The sequence below is a fragment of the Streptomyces sp. NPDC006691 genome, from assembly GCF_042869955.1.
Classification (GTDB): Bacteria; Actinomycetota; Actinomycetes; order Streptomycetales; family Streptomycetaceae; genus Streptomyces.
The window spans coordinates 27,736-46,558 of record NZ_JBIAGW010000027.1; the positions used below are offsets into that span (position 1 = coordinate 27,736).

The following is an 18,823-nucleotide window of genomic DNA, read 5'->3' on the forward strand; positions in this document are numbered from 1 at the left end:
CTCCGTAGCACCGGCCGTGATGGCTATCAGAAATTCCCTGACTGTACTTCGGGTAAATTCACCGGCCGCGCTTCAGAACACCGCAGAATTCCTGGCCGCACTTCAGATAAATTCGCCCACAATACCGTGGCAGGCTAACAGCGCGTTCCCCGTCCCCCTACCCCTAACCAGCCCCTATGGGGCCGGTGCCGCGGGCGGAGACAGGGGTGTTCGGGAAAGGCAGCCCGGCTTAGGGTCGAGCACGTGGAAAATGCCGTCCGGGTTGAGAATCTGGTGAAACAGTACGCTTCCGACGCACGCCGCGTCGTCGACGGCCTGAGCTTCGATGTGTACAGGGGCGAGGTGTTCGGCCTGCTCGGCCCCAATGGCGCGGGGAAAAGCACCACGGTGGGCATGATGACCACCCGGGTGCGGCCGACCTCGGGCGACGTCGTCATCGGCGGCGTGGACGTGATCGCGCGGCCGAGACAGGCGAAGCGGGTGCTTGCGGTGGTGCCGCAGCGCAACAACCTCGACCGGTCGCTTTCGGTGCGTCAGAACCTGCTGTTCCACGCCACGTACCACGGCATGCCGCGGGCCGAGCGGCACACACGGGCCGATGAGCTCCTGGAGCAGATGGGCCTGGCCGACTACCGCAAGTCGAAGGTCGACGACATGTCCGGCGGTCAGGTGCAGCGCGTGATGATCGCGCGTGCGCTGATGCACCGGCCGAGCGTGCTGTTCCTCGACGAGCCCGCGACCGGACTCGATCCGCAGGCGCGGCTGTTCGTGCACGAGCGGGTCGTCGAACTCTCCGGGCGCGGTGTGACGGTGGTCGTCACCACCCACGACATGGACGAGGCCGCCAAGCTCTGCGACCGCGTCGGCATCGTCGACCGGGGCACCCTGCTGGCCCTCGACACCCCCGAAGGCCTGGGCAAACTGCTGCCCGCTCACTCCACGCTCGCCCTGACCGTGGAATCGGCGCAGGGCCCGGCGCCAGTGGCGAAACTACTCGCGGACCTTCCCGGGGTCCGCCAGGTCGATGAAGTCGACCCGGACGCAACGCCCGTGGACGGTTTCCGGTTCCGCCTCTACACGGACATCGAACCGGTGGCGGCGCTGCAGCCCGCGCTCGCGGCGCTGACGGCCGCGGACCACCGGGTGACAGACGTCGGCGTCGGAAAGGTGTCCCTGGAAGACGTCTTTCTCCATCTCACCGGAAAGAACCTGCGATGACTGCGACGACCGCGACCGAAGCACCCGCCGCGGAAATCGCTGCCGCACCGGCCACGAGCCAACTGCACACCTTCGGCGCCATCCTGTGGCGCGATGTCTTCGTCGCCCTGCGGCAGTTCCCGACGTTCATCGGACAGGCCATCATCCAGCCGTTCTTCACGCTGTTCGTGTTCGGCGTGCTGCTCAGCAACGCGGGATATGTGCACGGCAACTACAGCGCCGTCCTGCTGCCCGGTGTGCTGGCCCTCAACGGATTCCTCGGCGGCATGCAGAACACGGCACTGCCGCTCGTCGTCGATTTCTCGTACACGCGGGAGATCGAGGACCGGCTGCTCTCACCCATCTCGCTGCGCCTGGTGGCCGTGGAGAAGATCCTCTTCGGTGCGCTGTACGGATTCGTGGCATCGCTGCTGATGACGCCGGTCGGCATGATTCTCCTGGACCTGTCGTGGCCGATCAGCAAGACCGTGCCTGCCCTCGGGATCGCGGGGCTCGGCGCGCTCGCCGGTGCGTCGATCGGCCTGTGCCTGGGCACGTCGGTGAGCAGCGACAAGGTGGACGTGATGTTCACCCTCGTCCTGATGCCACTGCTGTTCACGGGCTCCACGCAGTTCCCGCTGGTCGCGCTGGACGAGGTGCGCTGGTTCCAGGTGATCTGCGGCGCCAATCCGCTGTCGTACGCCAGTGAGGGCATGCGGGCCGTGACGTCCCCGAATGTGGAGCACGTGCCGCTGCCGATCACGCTGATCGTGCTCGTCGGCTCCGTCTGTCTGTTCGCGGCGGTGGGGATACGCGGGTTCCTGCGGCGCGCGCAAGCGTGAGACGTACACGGACGCGAGAAGGGCCCCGGAGCGGCCAACGGGATGCGACTCCGGCGGGGATCTCGGCACCCGCCAGCACCGCAGGAACAACGGCTTCGGTCGCGACGACTTCCCCCTCGACGTCGACCGCCGGCAGGTCACCTGCCCGCAGGGCGAGACCGGCGCGGGACGGCACGGCCCCTACCCGACATCCTCGCCCACCGCGGCACCTCTGATCGTGGCACGGTTCACCGAGAGCCCGTGCCGTCCCTGCCCGGTCCGCATCCACATCCGCATCCGCATCCGCTGCACGACCACCACCGACAGCGCCCGGAGTGTGGGCTTTCCCCCGCGAGAACTCCGTGACCTGCAACTCCGCGTCCGCGCCGAGCAGCAGACACCCGAATGGCAGGCCCGCTACGCGGTCCGCTCCGGAGCGGAAGGCACCATCGACGAGCTCGCCCACGGACACGGCACGCGCCGCTGCCGCTGCCGCTACCGCTACCGCTACCGCTACCGCTACCGAGGACAGCACAAAACCCACCTACAGCCCGAGTGCACAGCCATCGCCGCGAACATCGAGCGCCTCAGCCGACGGCCGCCGACCGGAGAACCACCTCCGGCCCGGCCGCCGACCGCCTTCCAGAACTTCCTGGACCAGCACGGAATCACCCGGCCGAGGTCCTGGCGATCCGCCGGACACTGAGCAGACCGCCAAGCTCCCCGACAGAGTCAGCACCCGGTCAACACCCGCTCCGGGGCCGTTCTCGTCCTTGGCGTACTCAGTCCTCGGGCAGCTCCATGGGCGCGAGCTCCGCGAACAGGTCCCCAGGGCCGGGGTTCAACGGCATGGTGGCGCCGCCGAGATGGCGCTGGACGCCCCAGAGGGCGTTGAGGCCGGTCGTCACGGCGCCCTCGGCGAAGCCCGCCGTCCAGGAGACGTCGTCACCGGCGAGGAAGAATCCGCGCTGGGTCCGCGCCAGGTCCTCCTGCATGAAGTGGGTGAACAGCCGCCGCTGGTAGCGGTAGTGGCCCGGCAGGTTGGCCTTGAAGGCGCCCTGGAAGTGCGGGTCGGTCTCCCAGGTGATCGTGCGCGGAGGCGCGATGACGCGGGAGCGGATGTCGACACCGGGGTAGATGCCGGCGAGCGCGTCGAGGACGCCGTCCAGGCGCTCCTCGGGCGTCAGCGGGGCCATCTTCAGGGAGTCGTCGTTCCAGGTGTACGACAGGCACATGACGCCGGGGCGGTCCCGGCCCTCGTCGAAGAGGTAGACGCCACGGGGCATACGGTCGGTGAGCGTCGTACTCATCACGTCGCGGCCGGTGAGCGGGTCGCGTTCGCGCCAGAAGGGGCGGTCGACGAGGACGAACAGCTTGGACGAGCCCATGTAGTGGCTGCGTTCCACCGCGGTCCACACAGGCGTGGGCAGCAGTGCCTGGTCGCAGCGGATGTTGGTGACGAGCGTCCGCTTGTGCGGGGTGAAGACGGCCACCGGGAAGGCGCTGGCCGTGCCGTTCCTGTCGTGGACGGTGATGCCGCGGGCGGTGCGCTCGATGCGGGCGACGCCGCCGCGCGGGCCGCCGCGGTGCAGGGTCTCCAGGGAGGTGCCGGCGGGCCAGTGCACGAGGTCGTCGGGCGTGTGGGACCAGAGCCGCTGGGGAAGCTGCTGGGAGCCGCCGACGACGAGCCGGTGGTCGTCCTCGGCGCCGGTGTAGACGACGCGAAGGATCTCCAGCATGGAGTTGGGGAAGTCGGTGTCCCAGCCGCCGGCGCCGAAGCCGACCTGCCCGAATATCTCGCGGTACTTGAAGGACTGGAAGGACGGCGAGCGGGCCAGGAAGCCGTAGAAGGACTCGTCGTCCAGGGCGCGCACCAGCGGGTTCCAGATGGCCTTGATGGCGGCGGTGTCGCGGCGGCGGATCGCGTCGTTCATGGCGAACAGCTCGGCGTGCTCCTGGAGGGTCTTGTCCCAGGCCATGCCGACTTCCTGGTAGATGTCCGGGAGTTCAGCGGCGTGCCGGGCGTAGTGCCGGGTGCCGTTGAGGGCGACGACGGTGCTGCCGCTCGCGGCGGTCAGCGGGTTGGGGAAGGGCCGCGTCCGGAGGCCGACGAGATCCAGGTAGTGCCGCAGTGCGGTCGCCGACGCGGGGAAGCGCATGGCGCCGAGCTCGGCCACGGCGTCCGGGCCGCCGTCGAAGGCCGCCGAGCGCATCCGGCCGCCCACCTGCCCGGCCTCGTAGACCACGGGGCGCAGCCCGAGGCGCATGAGCTCGTAGGCGGTGACGAGGCCCGATATGCCCGCCCCGATCACCGCGACGGGCGTCCCGAACTCGCCTTCCGGAATTTCGCCGAGGCCGTGCGGACTCGCCAGCCATTCGTCGTACGCGAAGGGAAAGTCCGGGCCGAGCATGGTGATGGAATCTGTTGTTCCGAGACGCGAACTGCCGTTGAGGGCAACCAACGGATACTCCTCTGACCGTGGTGGAGGCCGGCCCGGGGTTACATTGCAGACGGCCGCGGTGAACCGGGCTGCGGCAGCAGGAGAAGGGTCCGCGATCGGCACGGCCGAGCCTCGCCCCGTGGGGCCGGTTGGATCCGCGAATCGCCCTCGAATCGACGGCACGTCTGACGGTGCCCTTGATTATGGCGACGGCCGCGGGGCGCTCGGATACCCCTCAACGTCCCCTTACGCCTCCTACGTTGCGCAGGGGCGTCGCCTGGTCCGTGCGGTCGCGCCGGGAGGGAGGGCCGAAGATTCGTGCGCCACGAAATGAGTACTTTAGTAGCCAAGTCTCGATCCTGAAGACAGTACGAAAGGCAGCGGAAACCTTGAAATGATCTAAGGTGTCCGCACCGCGCGCCCCCACAGTCCCCGCGTGCCCGCACCCAGCACCATTCGCCAGAAAGGGAAGACTCCATGCATTCAGGGTCGGACGGCCGGAGGTTCGCGGTGCATGACCACCGGCCGGGTGCCACACCCGGCGGATCTCCGCCGGAGCCCATGGCCCTGGAGGTGCGGCGCACGGCGGACGAGGCGTCCGGAGCCCTCGACGCCCGCGCGGCACGCCCCCTGCTGATCGAGCCCCACGCGTGCGTGGCGGCGGTCTCCGACGACAGCGCGGCGGACCGGTTCCTGGCCCGGCTGCTGCGCGGCGACATGCCGGGACGTTCCGTGTCGGTGTACGGCGTGGACGTGCGCGCCGACCGCGCGGCCGTGCAACGGCTGGTCGGCGTGGTGTCCGTGGGCATGCCGCTGCCCGAAGTCCCGGTCCGTGACGCGTTGATGACGGCGGGTAGACACAAAGGACTGTCCCCGGAGACTACGTCGCAGCGCACGGCGGACTTGACGGATGTGCTCGGCCTGCGGGCGGTCGAGCACGCCGCCACGTCCGGCCTCTCCCCCGGCCAGCGCTGCCGCGTGGCCCTCGGCTGCGCGCTGCTGCACGTACCGAAGCTGCTGCTGCTGTGTCGGCCGCTGGACGAGGTGGACAGCGCGTCGGAGAAGATCATCTGTCGTGTGCTGAGCCACTATACGGCGTCGACCGGGACCGCGGTGTTCTCCACCCGGTCCCGGTCGACCGCACACCGCATCGCGGGCCGGGTGTTCTCGGTCCACGACGACGAGGTGTGCTTCACGTGCCCGCGTCCCCACTGAGGGCGGCGGTCGCGGCCTGCCGGGCCCTCGGCACGCCGTGTCCGCGGCTCAGCACGCGGAATCGGCTCAGCACGCCGTGTCCGCGAGCAGGTCGTGCGGCAGGTCCTTGCGGCGCGTAACGTTCAACTTCCGGTAGACACGCGTCAGATGCTGCTCGACGGTGCTGACCGTGATGAACAGTTTCCGCGCTATTTCGCGGTTGCTGTGCCCGAAGGAGGCCAGGGAGGCCACGCGCCGCTCCGCGTCGGTCAGTTCCTCCGAGGGGCAGCTCTCCCCGTCCCGCGCGGGGCGATCCGGTGTGCTCACTTCACCATCGGTGTACGGCAGGAGGTGTTCGCACAGCGACTCCGCCCCGGCATCGCGGGCGATGCGCCAGGCCCGCCGCGCCATCATGCGGGCCTGGCCCAGCTCGCCCAGGGCGTGGTGGGAGCGGCTGAGAGCGCCGAGGACCCGCACCAGTTCGAGCCGGTCCTCGCACTCCTCCAGTTCCTCGATCGCCTCGTGCAGGGCCTGGTGGTGCCGCCGCAGTCCGGCGACCTCGGCGAGCACGCGCAGCGTCAGCGCGCGCGTACGGGACTGCCCCGAGCCGCACTTGGAGAGCTGTTCCTTGACGAGCCGATCGGCCTCGGCCTCGCCTCCGGTGCGCAGGTGCATCTCGGCGGCCTCGGACCGCCACGGCACGAGTGCCGGCTGGTCGATACCCCAGCGCGTCATCAGCTCGCCACACGTGAGGAAGTCATCGAGGGCCGGGCGGTCCCTTCCGGTGGCCGCGTGGAGCTGGCCGCGGGCGTGCAGCAGTTCCAGGCCGTAGCGGGTTTCCGGGGGGCCGTCGGAGACGTGGCGGTCCAGGTAGGTCATGGCCTGCTCGTACTGGCCCATCGCTGTGTGCGCGGAGACCAGAGTGGCGAGGACCGAGCTGATGCCGACGCCCCAGCCGAGCGGTGTCATCCACGACAGCGCGTTGGTGCCGTAGCGGACGGCGTCGACGGCGTTGCCCTGGCGCAGCGCGATGTTGGCTCTGAGCGCGGACAGGGGTGCCTGCCAGCCGGGGCCGCCGAGCTTGGTGGCTTCGCGCAGCAGCGCGTCGCACCAGTGCGCGGCGCGGGTGAGCCGGTCGGAGTAGATGAGGGTGGACAGGGAGCAGGTGAGCGCCTCCAGATTGGCGTCGCTCAGCGGAGTGCCCTGCAGGACGGTCTCGGCGAGGTCGGCGGCGTGCTGGTTGACGCCTCGGGTGAGGACCGCGTTGAGGGCGGCGCCCGCGCGGCTGCGCGGGCCGTGGCCGCGCGCCGCCGTGAAGTCGGCGGGGCCTTGTGCGGCGGGCCAGTTGTCGGCGCCGACGCGTTCGCGCAGGGTGGGGTAGGTGGTGCGCACCGCGCCGGTGGCCAGGTAGGCCGCGACAGCGGAGGGACCTTCGTACGCGTCCTGGCACTTGCGGACGATTTCGGCGGCCTCGTCGAACCTGCCCTGCCAGAGCAGCCCGGCGAGGAGCACCGGCACGGCCTGCTCGCTGAGCCAGCCCTCGTCGAACGCGGCGCGCAGCGCGGCCAGGTGGGGTCCGAGGGTGGAGGGGCTCACCCGCCAGACACAACGGGTGAGTTCGGCCAGGATCTCGCTGCGGCGTGCCCCCCGCGGGCAGGCCTGGTCGGCGAGTTGGAGGCAGGCGATGGCGAGCGAGACGTCTTCGTCGCGCCGGGCACGAGTGGCGGTCTCCCAGAGTGTGTCGAGGGATTCGGCGTCGGTGACTTCGCCGGCGGCGACGATGTGCCGGGCGACGACGGGCGGTTCGGCGCCGCCGCGGCGCAGCAGGACGGCCGCGCGGCGGTGCAGGGCGAGGCGGTCCTCGCGGGTGAGGTCGTTCAGGACGGCCGTGGTGGCCACGGGGTGGCGGAACGTTCCTGCCTGGGTCAGTCCGGCGGATTCGAGAGCGCGTCGGCTCAACGCGACGGTCTCGTGGTCGAGTTCGAGCAGTCCGGCGAGTGAGGCGTCGGACGCGGCGTCGTCCAGGATCGCGAGGCCGCGGGCCACGGCGAGGACGGCGTCGTCGCCGCGGTGCAGGCAGCTGAGCACGGACTGCCGGTAGGCGTCGCCGACGGTGAGGGTGTGCAGGGCGGGCAGGGAGGTGTCGGAGCTGGGGCCGTGGGCGAGGATGTCGTGGGTCAGGGCGCGGATGAGGAGCGGGTTGCCGCCGCTGATCCGGTGGACGTCGGGGGCGAGGTGGCGTGCGGTGGCCTCGTCGACGTGGTCGCGCAGCATTTCGGCCGTGGCCCGCTCGCCGAGGGTACCGAGCCGCAGTTGGGTCAGGCGCGGGTGGCGCAGCAGTTCCGCGCTGAACATGGGCCGTTCCGCGTGCGGTCCGGTGCGCAGGCCGAGGACGATCACCACGGGCTTGGCCCGTAGTTCACGCATCACGTGCTGGAGGCATTGCAGGGACGGGATGTCGGCGTACTGGACGTCGTCGATGAGGACCGCGAGGGGGCCGCCGCCGGCCATGGCGTGCAGGGCGGCGGTCAGTGAGCGCATCACATGCGCGCGTACGTGCTCCTCTCGCTCGCTCGCGGGGTCGCGCAGCATCGCGGTGAACCGGGCGTCGTCGAGGAGGCGCTCCACGCGCTCGGCGGCACCGCTCTCTCGCTCCTCCAATTGGTCGGTACCCAGGAGCAGTTGGCCGAAGAGCGCCATAGGGGTCCGACGCTCGGCTCGTAAACCCGTCGCCTTGAGGACCGTGAGGCCGCGCGCCTCGGCCTGCTCAGCGACGCCGTTGAGGAGCTCGCTCTTGCCAGTGGCCACTGGCCCTCTCACCACGACGACCCGGGAGGGCCGTTCGGCACTGCGCCCCAGAACCTCCTCCAACAGAGCCCATTCATCGACTCGCTCGACCAGGCTCATAGTGTATTTCCTCCCCGTAAGAAAATTTCACAAACTACCCTGGTTGCATTATTCGCATAACGCACTCAACAAGTTATTCGCATGACGCACCCATCAAGTAACCAACTGGAGCCGCTTTGCAGGATACCAGGGCATATTCCTGATATCCTGACCGACGGCTTCTCGCGACCCCCGAGCAACAACACAACTATGACTGAATCTTGACGGCGAGGTAGCCCCGAAAGAAGCGAGCCCACCCTCCAAATCCATGACGACTCGCAACGTTCAGCCCTCCCCACTCCGGCCTCGGGTGTGGTATTGAACGCGACGCCGGCCTCATCCACATGCGGAACTTTGAATTCCAATTAAAGAGAAGGCGAAGAGGAATCGGCCATACCGGTCTACGTGCGGAGATCATCAAGCCACCCTGTCCGGAAACACCCAGGCCACGCGCTCACCCGAGGATCTCACCCGAGGATGTGACGGGTGGGATCACGCCGACCGCCACCGCCCCTCAACACCGCCTGGACACACGCCCGTCGGCCTCCGAGCCGCCCCTCCGGACCCTGCCCGGGGTCCGCTCCGCACTCCTCCTCGGTGCCCCAGTCGGGCACCTCGCCCCCCTCCGAGGGCAGCGCCCTTAAGGATCCGTTGGGCGTTGGCGGCGGGGGGAAAGTCCCGCCGTGAGTCGCCGAAACCGTGAACTGAACACAATCCAACGGCAATATGACGTCGAAATTCACCAAGGAAGTCCAGAGCGTTCTGGGCGCCCCGGCCGCGCCCCGGCGGTGAACCCTGCCCGAAGTCAAGGGGCGTGCCGGTACGTGCACCTGCAGGGTCTGCCAGATACGTCACATTGTTACGCCCCCGTTTCGGGCACGGTCCGTTCCGTGGCTGGTGAACGCATCGCAACTCGGCATGGCCGCCGCCGCGCCGGGCCGAGGGCCACGACGCGCCCTGACGAGTTCGCGCATGGTGGGTGGTGGCGCGTCAGCGGCCTGCTCGTTGATCATGTCCGTGTGGTGGGGGACCGAGCACGTGCAGCGATCATCCGAAGTCGGCGCATCACGGGTCTGACGCCCGAGGCGATTGCCGAACTCGTCGCCGAGGTCGGCCTGTTGTGGCACGAGCGGCACCAGGCCGTGAGCGACACCGTCCAAGCCGCCGCAGGGCTGCTCTCCCACCAGCAGGCTGCGATGGCCGGCCCTGCACGAACGTGAACACAACCGCCAGTCCGCGGCCTCCGGCGCGCCACCACCAACCAGGCACGAGCTCGCTAGGGGACGGATAGGGGTGGAGGGCGGCACGACCCCCGGATAGCCTCCGGCAGCGGGCAGCCATCCGTGATCCTCCCGGGACTCGGCTCTCCTTCCCGCACGACGCGCTCCAGGACGCCGGACCACACACCCCCGGGACGACGGCCACCCCTCGCACGACGGCGACCTCTCCGCCCGGCCGCCACAGTTCCCGTGCACGGCGGTTGCTGTGCACAGCAGACAGGCACGACACGTTCACGCCCGTCCCCGGCCACCGCCGGCCAGGGCACGCCGATGTGACGCGCACCCGCGCAGACCCGTAGAGGACGACGATGGCGAGAAATCACCCCACAGCGAGCGCATTCCGTCCCGGGAGCGTGCCCCGATGACCGTGTTCGGTACCGGCGCCGAGGAGACCGAGGGGCAGGATCACGCCGCCCCCGACAGGGCACCCGCCGACGCGGGCCCCTCGGCGCGCACCACCGTCACCGTGATCATCCCGACCTTCAACGAGGCCGGGAACGTGGAGGAGTTGCTGATGCGGCTCGCCGCCGCCCTGCCCGCGCACCTGGACTGTGCGGCCCTGTTCGTCGACGACAGCACCGACGACACCCCGGCCGCCATCGAACGCGCCGCCCTCACCTGCCCGTTCCCCGTGAACGTCATCCACCGCGAGGTCGCGACGGGCGGCCTGAGCGGAGCCGTGGTCGAGGGCCTGAAGGCCGCCACGTCGGAGTGGATCGTCGTCATGGACGCCGACCTCCAGCACCCGCCGTCCCTGATGCCCGCGCTGGTGCAGACGGGGCGCCGCGCGGACGCCGACCTCGTGGTCGCGAGCCGGTATGCGGGCGGCGGCAGCCACGCCGGTCTCTCCGGCCGCTACCGCGTCGCGGTGTCGCGCGCCTCGACGCTGTTGACGAAGGGCCTCTTCCCGTCGGCGCTGCGCGGCATCAGCGACCCGATGAGCGGTTTCTTCGCGATCCGCCGCAGCACGGTGCACGCCCACGCCGACATCCTCAAGCCGCTCGGCTACAAGATCCTGCTCGAACTGGCCATCCGCTGCCGCCCGCGCGCCGTCGCCGAGATGCCGTTCTCCTTCCAGGAGCGGTACGCGGGCGAGTCGAAGTCGACCGTGCGCGAGGGGATGCGGTTCCTCGCGCACCTGGTGTCGCTGCGCACCGCGACTCCGGTGGTCCGGATGGTGGTCTTCGGCCTCATCGGCCTGACCGGCTTCCTGCCGAACCTGGGCGCCCTCTCCGCGCTCACGGCCGCGGGCCTGCACTATCTGCCCGCCGAGGTGCTCGCCAACCAGTTCGGCGTGCTGTGGAACTTCCTCTTCATCGATCTGCTGCTGTTCCGCGACCGGCGCGGGCACCGCCACTGGGCCGACCGCCTCGGCCGGTTCGCACTGCTCGCCAACGCCGACCTCGTGCTGCGCATTCCGCTGATCGCGCTGCTCGTCGACGGCATGGGCATGGCGGTGCTGCCCGCGACAGCCGTCGCACTCCTCACGACGTTCGTCGTCCGCTTCGCCGCCACCGAGCTGTTGATCTACCTCCCCCGGCGCGGCGGCCAGGCGAAGGAAGCGGGCGCGGACGCCTCGCTCGCGTCCGGGAAGAGGGAGAAGGAAGGCACACCGTGAACACGGCCGTCCAGCACGGCGGTACGCACCCGGCGGCGCCGCACCCCGACCCATCACCGGCAGCCCTGCTGGCGCGGATCGTGCCCGAAGACGTCGTGTGCCACGAGCTCTTGGGCGACCCTGACGGCATTGTCCTGCACCCCGACGAGCAAGCCCTGATCGCGCGGTCCGTGGAGAGCCGGCGCCGCGAGTTCACCACGGGCCGCCACTGCGCGCACCGCGCCCTGGAGGACCTCGGGCACCCCGTCGAGCCGATCCTTCCCGACGCCAAGGGCAGTCCTCGGTGGCCCGCTTCGGTCGTCGGCAGCATCACGCACTGCGACGGCTACCGCGCGGCCGCCGTCGCCCACTCCGACCACGTCCGGGCGCTCGGCGTCGACGCCGAGCCCGGCAGGCCGCTCCCCGACGGCGTACTGGAAGCGGTGGCCCTGCCCGGCGAACAGCGGCGGGTGGGCGAACAGTTGGCCCGGTGGCCCGCGGTGCGCTGGGACCGGCTGCTGTTCAGCGCCAAGGAGAGCATCTACAAGACCTGGTATCCACTGATGCGCGCGCCCCTCGGGTTCGAGGAGGCCGACATCGTGCTCCACCGGTCGGCGGAGGCGGACACGGAGCCGGAGACAGGCGCGGACATGGGGAGCTTCACCGCGCGGATTCTTCCTCCGGTACGCGAACGGGGATTCCCCCAGCAGCTCACGGGCCGCTGGCTCGCGCGGGACGGCCTGGTGCTCACCGCGATCACGCTGCGCGCAGCACCCGCGCCGAGAGCTCCTCGATGAGCTTGTCGGTCGAGAACGGCGCGAGCAGGAAGGACGCCGTCAGGTCGTCGACGATCAGGCCCAGCATGGCGATGACCACGGTCAGGCCGGCGCGGACGCCGTCAGGTCGTCGACGGTCAGGCCCAGCATGGCGAGGTCGAGCAGCACGACGCCGGTGCGGTCGCTGGGCGGTTTCGCGCCCGGGTGGAAGTCGATGTCGGCTTCGAGGGCTCGGTCGGGCCCAGGACCCGCATCAGCTGCCGGACCAGCTCCAGGCCAGCAGCGTCAACGCCCTGCGCAACGCCCGGCGAGCCGGCCTCTCCCTGTCGGACCAAGCCCGCCTCGCCGACCAGGCCGTCCACGGCCACCACCACGGCGACGCGTACCCCTCCACCCTGCTGCTCCGCTTCGAGCTCGACACCGGGCGGGCCGAAATCGTCGACGCGGGGTCCCCCCGGATGTGGCCGTCCGCGGCACGGCAAGGCCGAACAGATCCAGCCCGAAGCCCAACTGCCGCTCGGCATGGTCGTCTGCCTCGACTGGCACGGGCGGCGCCAAGACTGACCCCTGGCCTGGCCCCGACACAGCCGGGCCCCGCTGCGGCCGGCGCCCTGGCCGGGTCTACGCGACCGAAGGAACCACCGAAGCGTTCCGGGCCGTGGCCGCCGGATCAGGGGAACGCGTCCGCTTCGCGGCCACCGCGCGCCCGTGCCCCTTCTCCGCCGGACCGCGTCCACCCGCTCTCCGGGGAAATCACCCCCGGCACTGAACGCCCCGTGTCCCCCTCCCGTACTCCCCCACGCAGTCATGCACTCAGTCAAGCGTCGTACGTCGAGAGGACCGTCAGCATGAGCACCGAATCGCAGTCCGTACCCGTCCAGGTGCCGGCGCGCCGGACCGTCATCGCGTGTGTCGGCGCGGCCGGGCTCGCCGCCGCGCTGACCGCGTGCGGGGGCGGCTCGGACGGCGCGGCCGCGGCCGACCCGGGCACGCCCGCCGGGGACGGCGGTGCCAAGGGGGGCGGGAGCGTGCTCGGCACCACGTCGGAGGTGCCGCAGGGCGGCGGAAAGATCTTCGCCAAGGAGGGGGTCGTGGTCACCCAGCCCACCGCCGGCCAGTTCAAGGCGTTCTCCGCGAAGTGCACGCATCAGGGCTGTGCCGTGTCGTCCGTGTCGGGCGGGACCATCAACTGCCCTTGCCACGGGAGCAAGTTCGACGTCACGGACGGCAGCGTCAAGGGCGGCCCCGCGCCCTCCCCGCTGGCCCCCGCCGCGATCAAGGTCGAAGGGGGCTCCATCAAGCTCGCGTGACGCGGCGGCCCGGCGCGAGGCAGCCCAGGATGTCGTCCGTGGTCGCCACCGTGGCCACCAGGGCCAGGGTGTGCCGGATCATCGCGGGGGTGTAGTCGGCAGGCACTCCCGCGATCGCGTCCGCCGCGACCACCGCCGTGTAGCCGAGGTTGACCGCGTCGAAGACCGCGTTGGGGATCGCCACGTTCGCCGAGACCCCGGTGACGATCAGTGTGCGGCAGCCGAGGTTGCGCAGGAGCGGGTCCACGTCGGTGCCCGAGACGGGTGAGAGGCCGTGCAGACGGCGCACGACGAGGTCCTCGTCGGCCACCTCGATCGGCTCGGCGATCCGCACCGCCCGCGAACCGGAGTACTGCTGCACGGGCAGTCGCTCGGCGGCGCGGAAGAGCCGGGCGTTGCGGCTGGCCCCGCGCCCGTCGGGGCGGCGCTCCGCGACCGCGTGCAGCACCTGGACGCCCGCCTGGTGCGCGCCGGCCACCAGTCGGGCCACGTTGTGCAGGACCCCCGACTCCCTTGCCTGCTTGGCGAGTTCGGGCAGTGCGCTGTCCGTGCCGACCACGCCCTGCTGGCACTCGACGGTCATCAGGACCGTGGTGGCGGGGTCGAGCTGTTCCGCGAGGAGTTCCTTCTTCGCCATGGCGCGGGAGGCTAACCGCCATTGCGTGCCGAGGGAAGGGCACGTCATGATTTCTGACGTAACGTCAGAATGCTGCTGGGCAGCGGACCGTGGACACAGCGAAGGGGAGGCGTCATGACCGCCACACAGCGTCGGGGCCGACGGATCATGATGAGCGACGAGGAGCGCGATGCCTTCCTCGGCGGGCAGCGCACCTGCCGGGTCGCCACCGTGTCGGCGGACGGGAGCCCGCACGTCGCGCCGCTCTGGTACGTCTGGCACGGCGGCTCGCTCTGGCTGTACTCGATCACTCGCAGCCGCCGCTGGGCCCAGCTCGGCAAGGATCCGCGCGTCGCGGTGGTGGTGGACGACGGCACCGAGTACGGGGAACTGCGCGGGGTGGAGCTCAGCGGCAGCGTCGTCCCGGTCGGCGAGGCGCCGCGCACCGGCGGGCCGTGCCCCGAACTCGCGCCGGTGGAGGCGCTGTTCGCCGCCAAGAACTTCGGCCTCCAGGAGATGGTCCACGACGGGCGCCACGCCTGGCTGCGTCTGACGCCGGACACCGTTGTCTCCTGGGACTTCCGCAAACTGGGCGGCGACTTCGGTCGCTGACCCCTTGCTCAGTGCCCCCCGGCCAGCGCCTCCCCCGCCGCCGCCAGGGCGTCGACCGCCGCCCGGATCGAGGGCCTGCGGTCGGCGTCGGCACGCCACACCGCGTATACGTGGCGGCTCATCGCGGCGCGCACCGGCACCACCCTGACCCCGGCGGGGACCGGGTCGCGGCCGAGCCGAGGGGCGATGCTGACACCCAACCCGGCTTCCACCAGGGCGAGTTGGGTGGCGTGCTCGCGGGCGACATGGGAGACCTTCGGCTCGACCCCCTTGCCTCGCAGGGTGAACATCAGCCACTCGTTGCAGAACTCGCCCTCGGGCCAGGTGATCCACTCGTCGTCGGCGAACTCCTCCAGATCCACCGCCGAGCGGCCGGCCAGCGTATGGCCGGCCGGCAGGGCCACGTCCGCGAGGTCGTCGAGGACGGCCCGCTTGGCGAGCCCCTCGGGCAGCGGCAGCGGCTTGTTGTACCAGTCGAGTACGAGCGCGAGGTCGAGGTCGCCGAGCAGCACGCCCCGCACCGACTCGTCGGCCTCCAGCTCCTCGGAGCGCACCACGAGCTGGGGGTGCTCGGCGCGCAGCGAGGCGAGGGCGGCGGGGAGGAGGCCGCGCACGGCGGTGGCGAAGCCCGCGATCCGCAGCTCGCCGACGACGCGGTCCCGCTGGGCCTCCAACTCGGCCTGGGCGAGCTGGACTTGGGAGAGGATGCGGGCGGCGTGCTCGGCCAGGAGGCGGCCGGCGTCGGTGAGCCGCACCCCGCGCCCGTTCTTGGCGAGCAGCGGCTGGCCCGCCTCCCGCTCCAGCTTGGCGAGCTGCTGGGAGACGGCCGAGGTGGTCACGTGCAGGGTGTCGGCGGCGCCGCCCACCGAGCCGTGCCGGGCCACCGCGTCGAGGGTGCGCAGGCGCTCCAGGTTCAACATGTAAGTGATGCTAACCGATGACCGCTACCAAATCTCGCTTGTGCTACGAGGTCCAGGGTCCCATCGTGGTCGTCATGACCACCCCCGCCCCTCCCCGGCCCGCCTCCTCCACCCCGCTCCCGTCACCCGAGCTCCCCGCCCCGGTCGCCGGACGCCGCCCCGCACTGGACTGGCGCCTCCGGTTCGCCGGGCTCTCGCTGATCTGGGGCTTCAGCTTTCTGCTGATCAAGGTCGGCACGGATGGCTACGCCCCGTTCCAGGTCACCTTCGGACGGCTGCTCTTCGGCACACTGGTGCTGGCGGTGGCGATGGCGGTCAAGCGCGAGCGGCTGCCGCACGGGCGGCGCACCTGGCTGCATCTGACGGTGGCGGCACTGCTCCTCAACGCCGCGCCCTTCTCCCTTTTCGCGTACGCGGAACTCACCATCCCCTCGACCCTGGCCGGCATCTGCAACGCGACCTCGCCGTTGTGGGGCATGGCGCTGTCGATGGTGGCGCTCTCCGAGGACCGCCCCACCCGCCGCCGGGTCGCGGGGCTCGGGCTCGGCTTCCTCGGCGTGCTCACGGTGCTCGGCGCCTGGCAGGGCTTCCACGGACTGGACGTCACGGGGACGGCGTTGGCCCTGCTCGCCTCGTTCTGCTACCCCATCGGCTGGATCTACGTGCGGCGCACCCTGGCGGGCGGCGGGCACTCCAACCTGTCCCTGATCGGCTCCCAGCTCGGCGTCGCGACTCTCCAACTGGCCCTGGTCACACCGCTGTTCGCGGGTTTCCCGCGATCCTTCCCGGTCGTTCCGCTGCTGGCCGTCGCGGCCCTCGGCGCACTCGGCACGGGACTCGCGGTCCTGGTCCAGTACGGGCTCGTCAACGAGGTCGGTCCGACGACGGCCCAGATGGTCACGTACTTCATCCCGGTGATCGCCACGGCCGCCGGGGTCGCGGTCCTCGGCGAGAGCCTGAGCTGGAACACCCCGGTCGGGGCGGCCGTCGTGCTCGCGGGCGCCGCCCTCACCCAGAGCCGGCGAGGCGCGAAGGGGCGGGAGGCGCGGGTTCAGTAGGCGAAGCGGACGCCCGGGCCCGGGCCGACCGCGGAGGCCACGGCATCCGCGAGCGGCCCGATCTCGTCCGGGCCGAGGCTCGACACGGTGATCCGCACCCCGGGCCCCGAGGCCATCCGGAAACGCGCCCCGGGGGCCACCGCCCAGCCCGCGTGCAGCAGCCGGGACACCGCCCCCGTCTCCTCGGGCACCGGCACCCACACCACGAACCCGCTCCGGCCGTGGGCCCGGACCCCGCGCTCGCGCAGCGCCCGCAGCAATGCCTCGCGCCGCTCGCGGTAGGAGCGGGCGACCTCCGCCGGGTCGACCGCGCCGGAGGTCCACAGCTCGACCACGGCCCGCTGGAGCAGGCGGCTGACCCAGCCGGGCCCCAGCCGCTGGCGCCCGCGCACCCGGTCGAGCGTGACGGCGTCGCCGGTGAGGAGGGCGAGCCGCAGATCCGGCCCGTACGCCTTCGCCACCGACCTCACGAACGCCCAGTGTTCGGTCGCCGGGGCGACGGGGTGCAGCGGCAGGTCGACCATGCCGTGGCCGTGGTCGTCCTCGATGAGCAGCACGCCCGGGTGAGCGGCGAGGACGTCGCGCAGGGCGCGGGCGCGGGCCGCGCTCACCGCGGCTCCGGTGGGATTCTGCGCCCGGCAGGTGATCACCACGGCCCGGGCGCCCGCCTCCAGGGCCCGTTCGAGCCCCTCGGGCAGCGGCCCCTCGTCGTCGAGCGGCATGGGTTCGGGCCGCAGACCGAGCGCCGGTACGAGGTCGAGCAGCGCGCTCCAGCCCGGGTCCTCGATCGCGACCGCGTCGCCGGGCCTCAGGTGCGCGGTGAGCACGCGCTCGATGGCGTCGAGCGAGCCGGAGAGCACCCCGACCGGCCCGTCCGGCACGCCCTGGTCGTCGAAGCCGGCGCGGGCGAGGCGGGCCAGCTCCTCGTCCACGGGCTCCTGCCCGTACAGGAAGCGGCCCGGCCGCTCGGCGTTGGCGCGGGCGGCGGCCGCCAGCGCGTCGGCGAGCGGCGGGAGCAGCCGCGCGTCCGGATTCCCGTCGGAGATGTCCCGGACGCCTTCGGGCACGTCGGCGCGGATGAGGTCGCGGGCCGAGCTCGCGGGCCTCGGGCGCACCCGGCTGCCGCGCCGGCCCGCCGTCTCGATCACCCCGCGGTCGCGCAGCAGCCGGTAGGCGGCCGCGACGGTATTGGGATTGACACCGAGCTCGGTGGCCAACTCCCTGAGCGGGGGCAGCAGTTGACCCGGTTCGAGCCCGCCGGAACCCACCGCGCGTTCGACGCTCTCGGCAATCTCCGATGCGCGACGCCCTTCGATCCGATATTCTCCTAGCACAAACCAGATTATGCACTAGTGCAATGGAGAACGCAATGTCGGACACCGCGCCCGCAGCCCCCTACCAGGCGACCGACCGCACCGTACCGACCCGTTCGCGTGAGCGGGCCTCGTACGACCGCGAGCTGGTGCACGGCATCCTCGACACGGCGTACGTCTGCCACCTGGGCTTCGTCCGCGACGGCGCCCCCGTGGTGCTGCCGACGCTGTTCGCCCGGGTCGGCGAGCGGCTGTACATACACGGCTCGACCGGCTCGCGTCCGCTGCGCGCGGCCGGGCAGGCGGACCCCGGGCTGGCCGTCTGCCTGACGGTCACCCACGTCGACGGGCTCGTGCTCGCCCGGTCCGCCTTCCACCACTCCATCAACTACCGCTCGGCCGTGGTGCACGGCATCGCCCACGAGGTCACCGACCCCGAGGAGAAGCGGACCGCGCTCGACGCGATCGTGGACCACGTCGTCCCCGGCCGCTCCCTCGACTCGCGCCCGGCGAACGCCAAGGAGCTGGCGGCGACCGCGGTGGTCAGCCTCGACCTGAACGAGGTCTCGGCGAAGCTCCGCGCCGGCGGCCCGAACGACGACGCCGAGGACCTCTCGCTGCCGCACTGGGCCGGCGTCCTGCCGCTCGCCCCGGGCTACGGCGCGCCCCTCCCGGCCGACGACCTCGACCCGTCGGTGGCCGTCCCGGATTACCTCACCGTGATGTGAGCCGGCCGGTGGCCGCCCCGGGTGGGGCCCCGTCATGCGGCGGGGCCCCACCCGTCCGTCTCTCGGCGGACCGC

The 18,823-nt window shown here is 71.3% G+C and carries 15 protein-coding genes and 1 pseudogene; 11 read left to right on the forward strand and 5 right to left on the reverse strand.

Annotated elements, in window-relative coordinates; translation table 11 throughout:
• Nucleotides 1-273: 273 nt before the first annotated feature.
• The 3 genes and pseudogenes from ACFYNP_RS34920 to ACFYNP_RS34930 all read left to right on the forward strand — a co-directional run.
• Nucleotides 274-1,218 carry an ABC transporter ATP-binding protein gene (locus ACFYNP_RS34920; protein WP_388791217.1) on the forward strand — a complete coding sequence of 315 codons (945 nt, stop codon included), beginning with the start codon at nucleotides 274-276 and terminating at the stop codon, nucleotides 1,216-1,218.
• Nucleotides 1,215-2,039: an ABC transporter permease gene (locus ACFYNP_RS34925; RefSeq protein WP_388418687.1), complete on the forward strand. Its 825-nt coding sequence runs from the start codon at nucleotides 1,215-1,217 to the stop codon at nucleotides 2,037-2,039. The genes ACFYNP_RS34920 and ACFYNP_RS34925 overlap by 4 nt, the downstream gene beginning before the upstream one ends.
• Nucleotides 2,040-2,190: 151 nt before the next feature.
• Nucleotides 2,191-2,724, forward strand: a pseudogene (locus ACFYNP_RS34930) (transposase); the annotation flags it as partial.
• A 76-nt stretch (nucleotides 2,725-2,800) separates the two neighbouring features.
• Here the strand turns inward: ACFYNP_RS34930 and ACFYNP_RS34935 are convergent.
• Nucleotides 2,801-4,429, reverse strand: a complete 1,629-nt coding sequence (locus tag ACFYNP_RS34935; RefSeq protein WP_388791219.1) for a flavin monoamine oxidase family protein — start codon at nucleotides 4,427-4,429, stop codon at nucleotides 2,801-2,803.
• Nucleotides 4,430-5,020: 591 nt separating this feature from the next.
• Here ACFYNP_RS34935 and ACFYNP_RS34940 point away from each other — a divergent pair.
• Nucleotides 5,021-5,674, forward strand: a complete 654-nt coding sequence (locus ACFYNP_RS34940; protein WP_388791221.1) for a hypothetical protein — start codon at nucleotides 5,021-5,023, stop codon at nucleotides 5,672-5,674.
• Nucleotides 5,675-5,740: 66 nt separating this feature from the next.
• Here the strand turns inward: ACFYNP_RS34940 and ACFYNP_RS34945 are convergent, their stop codons facing one another.
• Complete coding sequence (locus ACFYNP_RS34945) at nucleotides 5,741-8,560, reverse strand: AAA family ATPase (protein WP_388791223.1); 2,820 nt, start codon at nucleotides 8,558-8,560, stop codon at nucleotides 5,741-5,743.
• Between the two features lie 869 nt (nucleotides 8,561-9,429).
• Between ACFYNP_RS34945 and ACFYNP_RS34950 the strand changes: the two genes are divergently transcribed.
• The 4 genes from ACFYNP_RS34950 (at nucleotide 9,430) to ACFYNP_RS34965 (ending at nucleotide 13,502) form a co-directional block, all read left to right on the forward strand.
• Entirely contained in the window at nucleotides 9,430-9,759 is a 330-nt protein-coding gene (locus ACFYNP_RS34950) for a hypothetical protein (protein WP_388791225.1), read from the forward strand.
• 421 nt (nucleotides 9,760-10,180) lie between these two features.
• Nucleotides 10,181-11,437: a glycosyltransferase gene (locus ACFYNP_RS34955; protein ID WP_388791227.1), complete on the forward strand. Its 1,257-nt coding sequence runs from the start codon at nucleotides 10,181-10,183 to the stop codon at nucleotides 11,435-11,437.
• Nucleotides 11,434-12,213, forward strand: a complete 780-nt coding sequence (locus ACFYNP_RS34960) for a 4'-phosphopantetheinyl transferase (RefSeq protein ID WP_388791229.1) — start codon at nucleotides 11,434-11,436, stop codon at nucleotides 12,211-12,213. Before ACFYNP_RS34955 ends, ACFYNP_RS34960 begins: the two co-directional genes overlap by 4 nt.
• 827 nt (nucleotides 12,214-13,040) lie before the next feature.
• Nucleotides 13,041-13,502 carry a Rieske (2Fe-2S) protein gene (locus tag ACFYNP_RS34965; RefSeq protein ID WP_388791231.1) on the forward strand — a complete coding sequence of 154 codons (462 nt, stop codon included), beginning with the start codon at nucleotides 13,041-13,043 and terminating at the stop codon, nucleotides 13,500-13,502.
• Here the strand turns inward: ACFYNP_RS34965 and ACFYNP_RS34970 are convergent.
• Nucleotides 13,489-14,139: an isochorismatase family protein gene (locus ACFYNP_RS34970; protein WP_388418709.1), complete on the reverse strand. Its 651-nt coding sequence runs from the start codon at nucleotides 14,137-14,139 to the stop codon at nucleotides 13,489-13,491. The genes ACFYNP_RS34965 and ACFYNP_RS34970 overlap by 14 nt on opposite strands.
• A 114-nt stretch (nucleotides 14,140-14,253) precedes the next feature.
• Here ACFYNP_RS34970 and ACFYNP_RS34975 point away from each other — a divergent pair, with 114 nt between their 5' ends.
• Nucleotides 14,254-14,730 carry a pyridoxamine 5'-phosphate oxidase family protein gene (locus ACFYNP_RS34975; protein ID WP_388791233.1) on the forward strand — a complete coding sequence of 159 codons (477 nt, stop codon included), beginning with the start codon at nucleotides 14,254-14,256 and terminating at the stop codon, nucleotides 14,728-14,730.
• A gap of 8 nt (nucleotides 14,731-14,738) precedes the next feature.
• Here ACFYNP_RS34975 and ACFYNP_RS34980 read toward each other — a convergent pair whose 3' ends face one another.
• Complete coding sequence (locus ACFYNP_RS34980; protein ID WP_388791235.1) at nucleotides 14,739-15,650, reverse strand: LysR family transcriptional regulator; 912 nt, start codon at nucleotides 15,648-15,650, stop codon at nucleotides 14,739-14,741.
• A gap of 38 nt (nucleotides 15,651-15,688) precedes the next feature.
• On the opposite strand from ACFYNP_RS34980, the gene ACFYNP_RS34985 reads away from it, so the two are divergent.
• Nucleotides 15,689-16,708 carry a DMT family transporter gene (locus ACFYNP_RS34985; protein WP_388791237.1) on the forward strand — a complete coding sequence of 340 codons (1,020 nt, stop codon included), beginning with the start codon at nucleotides 15,689-15,691 and terminating at the stop codon, nucleotides 16,706-16,708.
• Here the strand turns inward: ACFYNP_RS34985 and ACFYNP_RS34990 are convergent.
• The gene (locus ACFYNP_RS34990) at nucleotides 16,702-18,042 is read right to left on the reverse strand and encodes an aminotransferase class I/II-fold pyridoxal phosphate-dependent enzyme (protein ID WP_388791239.1); all 1,341 of its coding nucleotides are present in this window, start codon (nucleotides 18,040-18,042) and stop codon (nucleotides 16,702-16,704) included. The genes ACFYNP_RS34985 and ACFYNP_RS34990 overlap by 7 nt on opposite strands.
• Before the next feature lie 23 nt (nucleotides 18,043-18,065).
• Here ACFYNP_RS34990 and ACFYNP_RS34995 point away from each other — a divergent pair, with 23 nt between their 5' ends.
• A complete protein-coding gene (locus ACFYNP_RS34995; protein ID WP_388791241.1) occupies nucleotides 18,066-18,749 on the forward strand; it encodes a pyridoxamine 5'-phosphate oxidase family protein in 684 nt (227 codons plus the stop codon).
• Nucleotides 18,750-18,823 lie beyond the last annotated feature (74 nt).

Coding starts and splice junctions, on each gene's coding strand:
- ACFYNP_RS34940 (WP_388791221.1), top strand. CDS start 5,021: ATGGCCCTGGAGGTGCGGCGCACGGCGGACGAGGCGTCCGGAGCCCTC.
- ACFYNP_RS34980 (WP_388791235.1), bottom strand. CDS start 15,650: ATGTTGAACCTGGAGCGCCTGCGCACCCTCGACGCGGTGGCCCGGCAC.
- ACFYNP_RS34975 (WP_388791233.1), top strand. CDS start 14,254: ATGACCGCCACACAGCGTCGGGGCCGACGGATCATGATGAGCGACGAG.
- ACFYNP_RS34935 (WP_388791219.1), bottom strand. CDS start 4,429: ATGCTCGGCCCGGACTTTCCCTTCGCGTACGACGAATGGCTGGCGAGT.
- ACFYNP_RS34925 (WP_388418687.1), top strand. CDS start 1,215: ATGACTGCGACGACCGCGACCGAAGCACCCGCCGCGGAAATCGCTGCC.
- ACFYNP_RS34995 (WP_388791241.1), top strand. CDS start 18,066: ATGGAGAACGCAATGTCGGACACCGCGCCCGCAGCCCCCTACCAGGCG.
- ACFYNP_RS34945 (WP_388791223.1), bottom strand. CDS start 8,560: ATGAGCCTGGTCGAGCGAGTCGATGAATGGGCTCTGTTGGAGGAGGTT.
- ACFYNP_RS34970 (WP_388418709.1), bottom strand. CDS start 14,139: ATGGCGAAGAAGGAACTCCTCGCGGAACAGCTCGACCCCGCCACCACG.
- ACFYNP_RS34965 (WP_388791231.1), top strand. CDS start 13,041: ATGAGCACCGAATCGCAGTCCGTACCCGTCCAGGTGCCGGCGCGCCGG.
- ACFYNP_RS34955 (WP_388791227.1), top strand. CDS start 10,181: ATGACCGTGTTCGGTACCGGCGCCGAGGAGACCGAGGGGCAGGATCAC.